Below are 6,502 nucleotides of genomic sequence, written 5' to 3' on the forward strand. Positions count from 1 at the left end.
CCCCTTGGCCCCCTTTGGCCCGCTCTTCCCGAGGCTGCCCTCCGATGCCTTTCGCCGCAACGATTCCGGTCACGGCCGTGCTGGCGCTCGCCCTGATGACGGGCGGCGCGGCCTGGGCGGCGGATGCCGGCAGGGTCCGCCCGCGCGCAGTCCACTGCCCCGACGACGTCCGCTGCCGCCGCCCGCCGGGACCGCCGGACCGGGACATCCGCCCGCTGATCGATCCGCTTGGGCGTCCCTGCGGCTACCGCTGGCGGGAGACGCCGTCCGGCCCCCGGCGCGTCCGCGTCTGCTTCTGAGCCGGCGATGGCGCCGCGCCCGGTCATCCCCGCCCTTCTCCTTCTCGTCGTCTCCCACGCGGTCGCGGCCCAGCCCCTCTCTGACGCCTCCGCCTGCCCCGCCCTGTTCGCGGACGGCCGGGCGCCGGTTCTCACCAATCCGAAGCTGTCGGACCGGGCCGTCCCGCTCTGCTTCGACGCCTTCGCCGTGCTGCATTCGGGCGTCTCGCGCACGCCGCTCTACGCGGCCGAGCGCCTGACGCGCCGGAGCGTCTCCGCCGCCCGGCGGGTCGAGCGCGCCGACGCCTTCCACGACGAGGACCGCCTGCCCGAGGACGACCGGGCGAGCCTGTCCGACTACGTCCGCAGCGGCTACGACCGCGGCCACCTCGCGCCCGCCGGCGACATGCCGAGTGCGGTCGCCCAGGCCGAATCCTTCAGCCTCGCCAACATCGTGCCCCAGAACCGGGCGCTGAACCGCGGCCTCTGGGCGGCGATCGAGGAGAGCGTGCGCCGGCTCGCCACCGAGCGCGGCGAGATCTTCGTCGTGACCGGCCCGATCTTCGAGGGACGCTCGGTCGGCGCGATCAAGGGACGGGTGCTGGTGCCGACCCAGCTGTTCAAGGCGATCTACGACCCGCGCACCGGCGAGGCCGGGGCCTATCTCGCACCGAACAGGGCGGGCGCGGAGTGGCGCGCGGTCCCGCTCAAGACCGTGCAGGACCTGGCCGGGCTCGACGTGTTCCCGGCCCTGTCCGAGGCGGCGAAGGCCAAGGCGATGGCCCTGCCCGAGCCGCAGGAATTCTCCCGCGACGGCCACGGTCACGGGCACGAATCCTTCGCCGACTTCCTCAAGCAACTCGCCGCCGACGCGTTGCGCCGGCTCTGGCGCGAACTGATGCGCGCGATCTTCTGAGCGAACCTGTGAGGAGGCCCCGATGCCGCGCCGCAAAGCCGATGCCCTCCCCTTCCGCCCCTTCGCGGAGGATGCGGGCGTGCAGACCTTCGCCGGTTTCTCGATCGAGAACGGCACGCGCCGGATCGCCCTGCACGGCAGCCTCGACCTCACCCGAGACCGGGAGGGCCTGCGCCGGGCGAAGGCCCTGAAGACCCTACTCGACGCGGTGGTCGCCGTCCTCGAATCGGAGGATCTGCCGGACGCGGTGCCCGACGAGCCGGAGACGGCCGAGCCGGTGCGAAACCCCTTCGCCTGAGGTTCCTTCGCCCGCCGTCCGGCATCGCGCCGAGGCCCGGCGGTTCACCTTATCCTTGCCGGATCCTTGCCGGGCGGCGCCTTGCCCCTGCCGGGCGGCCCTGATACTCGGACACGAAATTCTTCATCCGCGAGCGGACGGCGCCCCGCGCGGCATGGCTCGGGCATTTTCGCTCGATCCGGCCGGCCGCGCGCGAGCGGCCACGCATCCGCGACTGCCGGCCCGACCGGCATCCACGCTTCACGCAGGACGAACGCACATGGCCCGCGAATTCATCTACCACATGCGGGGTCTGACCAAGACCTATGTCGGGGGCAAGAAGGTCCTCGAGAACGTCAACCTGTCCTTCTACCCCGATGCCAAGATCGGCGTGCTCGGCGTCAACGGCGCCGGCAAGTCGACCCTGCTCAAGATCATGGCCGGCATCGACAAGGACTGGACCGGCGAGGGCTTCGTCGCGCAGGGCGCCCGCGTCGGCTACCTGCCGCAGGAGCCGCAGCTCGATCCGAACAAGTCGGTCCGCGAGAACGTGATGGAGGGCGTGGCCGAGAAGCAGGCGCTGCTCGACCGCTACAACGAACTCGCCATGAACTACTCCGAGGAGACGGCGGACGAGATGACCGCCCTCCAGGACCAGATCGAGGCCCAGAACCTCTGGGAGCTCGATTCCAAGGTCGATCAGGCGATGGAAGCGCTCGGCTGCCCGAGCGACGAGCAGCCAGTCGCGACCCTGTCGGGCGGTGAGCGCCGCCGCGTGGCGCTCTGCAAGCTGCTGCTGTGGGAGCCGGAACTGCTGCTGCTCGACGAGCCGACCAACCACCTCGACGCCGAGACCGTGAACTGGCTCGAAGGGCACCTGCGGCAATATCCGGGCGCGATCCTGATCGTCACCCACGACCGCTACTTCCTCGACAACGTGACGAGCTGGATCCTCGAGCTCGACCGCGGCAAGGGCATTCCCTACGAGGGCAACTACTCCTCCTGGCTGGTGCAGAAGCAGAAGCGCCTGGAGCAGGAGGGCCGCGAGGACATGGCCCGCCAGCGCGCCATCGCCCGCGAGACGGAGTGGATCTCGGCCTCGCCGAAGGCCCGCCAGAGCAAGTCGAAGGCGCGCATCACCCGCTACGAGGAGCTGGTCGCCAAGCAGCAGCAGAAGGTCGACGCCACCGCGCAGATCGTCATCCCGATCACCGAGCGGCTCGGCCAGAACGTCATCGAGTTCAAGCACCTGAACAAGGCCTACGGCGACCGGCTCCTGATCGAGGATCTCTCGTTCAAGCTGCCGCCGGGCGGCATCGTCGGCGTGATCGGCCCCAACGGCGCCGGCAAGACGACCCTGTTCAAGATGATCACCGGCGTCGAGAAGCCGGATGGCGGCGCGATCGAGATCGGCGAGAGCGTCCATCTCGGCTACGTCGACCAGTCCCGCGACGCGCTCGATCCGAACGCGACGGTCTGGCAGGAAATCTCGGGCGGCAACGACATCCTTTACTTCAACAAGCGCGAGATCAATTCCCGCGCCTATTGCGCGGCCTTCGCCTTCAAGGGCGGCGACCAGCAGAAGAAGGTCGGCGTGCTCTCCGGCGGCGAGCGCAACCGCGTCCACCTCGCCGCGACCCTGCGCAAGGGCGGCAACGTGCTGCTCCTCGACGAGCCGACCAACGACCTCGACATGGAGACCCTGCGGGCGCTCGAAGAGGGCCTGGAGGATTACGCGGGCTGCGCGGTGATCATCAGCCACGACCGCTGGTTCCTGAACCGCGTCGCGACCCACATCCTCGCCTTCGAGGGCGACAGTCACGTCGAGTGGTTCGAGGGCAACTTCTCCGACTACGAGGCCGACAAGAAGCGGCGCCTCGGGACGGATTCGCTGATCCCGAAGAAGCTGAAGTACAAGAAGTTTTCGCGCTGACCGCCGCCTCTCCTCCCCGCAAGGGGAGGGGAATGCCTCACCACCACGCCCGGCCCGCCCCGAGCGGCGGCAGGCCGAGATGCGCCGCGACCGATGCGCCGATATCCGCGAAGCTGTCGCGCCGCCCGATCGGGCCCGGCGCCAATGCCGGCCCGAAGGCCAGGACCGGCACCTGCTCGCGGGTGTGCTCGGTGCCGGTCCAGGTCGGGTCGTTGCCGTGGTCGGCGGTGACGACGCAGAGGTCGCCCGGCCGCAGTGCCGCCCGGATCTCGGGGAGGCGGGCGTCGAAGGCTTCGAGTTCGGCGGCGTAGCCCGGCACGTCGCGGCGGTGGCCGTGCTCGGTGTCGAAATCCACCAGGTTGAGGAAGACGAAGCCGCCATCCGGCAGGCCGGCGAAGGCGTCGAGCGCCGCGTCGAGGCAGGCGGCGTTGCCCGCGGGCTTGATCTCGCGGCCAGTGGCGCGGTGGGCGAAGATGTCGCCGATCTTGCCGACGCTCACCACCGCGCGGCCGGCGGCGTCCAACACGTCGAGCAGCGTGCCGGGGGGCGGCGTCAACGAAAAGTCCTTGCGGCGGCTGGTGCGGTGAAAGCCCTCCGCCGCGCTGCCGAGGAACGGCCGGGCGATCACCCGGCCGACGCGGTAGGGGTCGCAGAGTTCGCGCGCGATCCGGCAGGTCTCGTAGAGCCGCTCCAGCCCGAACGCCTCCTCGTGGGCGGCGATCTGCAAGACGCTGTCGGCCGAGGTGTAGCAGATCGGCCGGCCCGTCCGGACGTGCTCGGCCCCGAACCGGTCGATGATGGCGGTGCCCGAGGCGTGGCGGTCGCCGAGGATGCCGGGAAGCCCGGCCCGGGCGATCAGCGCCGCGGTCAGCTCCGCCGGGAAGGCGGGGTGGGTGTCGGGGAAGTGGCCCCAGGCCTCCCGCACCGGGACGCCCGCGATCTCCCAGTGGCCGGACGGCGTGTCCTTGCCGGCGGCGGTCTCGACGGCGTGACCCCACAGGGCCTGCGGCGCGCCCGCCGGAGCGAGCCCCGGCGGGACCCGGCCGGTCGCCCCCTCGCAGGCGAGGCCGAGGCCCAGCGCCGCTAGGTTGGGCAGGCGCAACGGGCCCGCGCGCAGGCCGGGCCGGTCGCCGCGCCCGGCGGCGCAGGCCTCCGCGATGTGGCCGACCGTGTCGGAGCCGGCATCGCCGTAGTGTTCCGCATCCGGGGCGCCGCCGATGCCGACGGAATCGAGGACGATGAGGAGCGCGCGGGCCATGGGTTCAGGCCGGCTCGATCTCGGCGGTGGTCGCCGCGTCCATCTCGAAGGCCGCGGCGAACAGGGTGCGGGTGTACTCGGTCTTCGGCGCCGAGAAGATGTCTTCGGCCGGCCCCTCCTCCACCACCTGCCCGTGCTGCATCACCATGACGTAGTTCGACAGCGCGCGGACCACCTTGAGGTCGTGGCTGATGAACAGGTAGGCGATGCCCCGCTCCCGCTGCAGGTCGCGCAGCAGCGTCACGATCTGCGCCTGGACCGAGCGGTCGAGGGCCGAGGTCGGCTCGTCGAGGACGACGAAGCGGGGCTTCAGGACGATGGCCCGGGCGATGGCGATCCGCTGGCGCTGGCCGCCGGAGAATTCGTGCGGGTAGCGATCCATCGCCGCCGGGTCGAGGCCGACATCGGTCAGCGCCTTCGCCACCAGGGCGCGGCGCGCGGCGGCACCCTTCACCTGCCCCTGCACTTCGAGCCCCTCGGCGACGATGTCGCCCACCGACATCCGCGGCGAGAGCGAGCCGTAGGGGTCCTGGAAGACCACCTGCATGTCCTTGCGCAGGGGCCGCATTCCGCGCGGGTTGCGATCCTCGATCCGCTGGCCGAGGAAGACGATCGGCCCCTCGGATTCGGTGAGCCGCAGCAAGGCGAGACCGAGCGTGGTCTTGCCCGAGCCGGATTCGCCGACGACGCCGACGGTCTCGCCCGCCCGCACCGTGAGCCGCACCCCGTCGACCGCCTTGACGTGGCCGACGGTGCGCCGGAGCAGCCCCGCCTTGAGGGGAAACCACACCTTGAGCGGCCCGGCCTCGACCAGCTGCTCGGCCTGCGCGGGCACGGGGTTCGCCCGGCCGGTGGGCTCGGAGGCCAGCAGACGCCGGGTGTATTCGTGCTGCGGCCGGGTGAAGACCTGTGCCACCGGGCCGGCCTCGACGATGCGGCCGGCGAGCATCACGCAGACTGAGGTGGCGATGCGGCGGACGATGCCGAGATCGTGGGTGATGAACAGCATCGCCATGCCGAGCCGCTTCTGCAGGTCGGCGAGCAGCGCCAGGATCTGCGCCTGCACGGTGACGTCGAGGGCGGTGGTCGGCTCGTCGGCCACCAGCAGGTCGGGCTCGCAGGCGAGCGCCATGGCGATCATCACCCGCTGGCGCTGCCCGCCCGACAGCTCGTGCGGGTAGGCGCCGAGCCGCCGCTCGGCGTCGCGGATGCCGACGAGGTCGAGCAGTTCGAGGATCCGCTTGCGCGCGGCCTTGCCCTTCAGGCCGCGGTGGATCTCCAGCACCTCGCCGATCTGGCGCTGGATGGTGTGGAGCGGGTTGAGCGAGGTCATCGGCTCCTGGAACACCATGGTGATGTCCGCGCCGCGCACCGCGCGCATCTCGCGCTCGGGCAGCGTCAGGAGATCGCGCCCCTTGAACAGGATCTTGCCGCCCGGGTGATGCGCCGCGCCGTCGAGGAGGCGCAGGATCGACAGCGCCGTCACCGACTTGCCGGAACCGGATTCGCCCACCAGCGCCAGGGTCTCGCCCCGCGCGATGGCGAAGCTGACGCGGTCGACCGCCAGCGTCTCGCGCGCGCCGCCCCGGAAGGCGACCGAGAGATCCTCGACGGTCAGCAGCGTATCGGACATCGAACCCCGGCGGAGAAAGTCGGCCCGCCGTCCGGCAGCGGGGCGGGACGGGGGTTATAGCGCGCGGGGCGGGTGACGCGAATTTTCTTGAAGTCGCAAGCCCCCTCCCTCTCCCCTCCGCGGGAGAGGGTGGCCCCCGAAGGGGGTCGGGTGAGGGGAGCGCCGCTTCCGGAAAGACCTGAGCCGCCCCCTCTCCCGCCCGCTCGC

Annotated in this window: 6 protein-coding genes; 4 read left to right on the forward strand and 2 right to left on the reverse strand. The window is 71.3% G+C overall.

What is annotated here, in order from left to right; genetic code table 11:
* Nucleotides 1-44 precede the first annotated feature (44 nt).
* From ABS772_RS01215 to ettA, 4 genes are all read left to right on the forward strand, one after another.
* On the forward strand, nt 45-299 hold the full coding sequence (locus tag ABS772_RS01215) for a hypothetical protein (protein WP_350391745.1): 255 nt from the start codon (nt 45-47) through the stop codon (nt 297-299).
* Nucleotides 300-306: 7 nt separating this feature from the next.
* The gene (locus tag ABS772_RS01220) at nt 307-1,194 is read left to right on the forward strand and encodes a DNA/RNA non-specific endonuclease (protein ID WP_350391746.1); all 888 of its coding nucleotides are present in this window, start codon (nt 307-309) and stop codon (nt 1,192-1,194) included.
* 22 nt (nt 1,195-1,216) lie between these two features.
* Nucleotides 1,217-1,492 carry a hypothetical protein gene (locus ABS772_RS01225; protein ID WP_350391747.1) on the forward strand — a complete coding sequence of 92 codons (276 nt, stop codon included), beginning with the start codon at nt 1,217-1,219 and terminating at the stop codon, nt 1,490-1,492.
* A 259-nt stretch (nt 1,493-1,751) separates the two neighbouring features.
* On the forward strand, nt 1,752-3,404 hold the full coding sequence (gene ettA, locus ABS772_RS01230) for an energy-dependent translational throttle protein EttA (protein WP_350391748.1): 1,653 nt from the start codon (nt 1,752-1,754) through the stop codon (nt 3,402-3,404).
* A gap of 37 nt (nt 3,405-3,441) precedes the next feature.
* On the opposite strand, the gene ABS772_RS01235 is transcribed toward ettA, so the two are convergent.
* The gene (locus ABS772_RS01235) at nt 3,442-4,662 is read right to left on the reverse strand and encodes a phosphopentomutase (protein ID WP_350391749.1); all 1,221 of its coding nucleotides are present in this window, start codon (nt 4,660-4,662) and stop codon (nt 3,442-3,444) included.
* A gap of 4 nt (nt 4,663-4,666) precedes the next feature.
* Nucleotides 4,667-6,295: an ABC transporter ATP-binding protein gene (locus ABS772_RS01240; RefSeq protein WP_350391750.1), complete on the reverse strand. Its 1,629-nt coding sequence runs from the start codon at nt 6,293-6,295 to the stop codon at nt 4,667-4,669.
* Between the last annotated feature and the right edge of the window lie 207 nt (nt 6,296-6,502).

This window comes from Methylorubrum podarium, assembly GCF_040270385.1.
Classification (GTDB): domain Bacteria; phylum Pseudomonadota; class Alphaproteobacteria; order Rhizobiales; family Beijerinckiaceae; genus Methylobacterium; species Methylobacterium podarium.